This is a genomic window from Paenibacillus sp. VCA1, assembly GCF_031583795.1.
Classification (GTDB): domain Bacteria; phylum Bacillota; class Bacilli; order Paenibacillales; family Paenibacillaceae; genus Paenibacillus_AQ; species Paenibacillus_AQ albilobatus.
This window is the reverse complement of the sequence record NZ_JAVLSX010000050.1, coordinates 1-255: the sequence shown is the minus strand read 5'-3', so window position 1 is coordinate 255 and position 255 is coordinate 1. Positions and strand designations below refer to the sequence as shown.

Below are 255 nucleotides of genomic sequence, written 5' to 3'. Positions count from 1 at the left end.
TCACCAACTAGCTAATGCGCCGCAGGCCCATCTGCAAGTGACAGATTGCTCCGTCTTTCATTACCGCTCCATGCGAAGCGATAAATTATCCGGTATTAGCTACCGTTTCCGGTAGTTATCCCAGTCTCGCAGGCAGGTTGCCTACGTGTTACTCACCCGTCCGCCGCTAACCAAGAGCGATCCGAAGATCGCTAAGGTCCGCTCGACTTGCATGTATTAGGCACGCCGCCAGCGTTCGTCCTGAGCCAGGATCAA

1 rRNA gene is annotated in these 255 nt (G+C 54.5%); it reads right to left on the bottom strand.

From position 1 onward, the window contains the following. A 16S ribosomal RNA gene (locus tag RJP21_RS31105) occupies window positions 1-255 on the bottom strand; the annotation flags it as partial.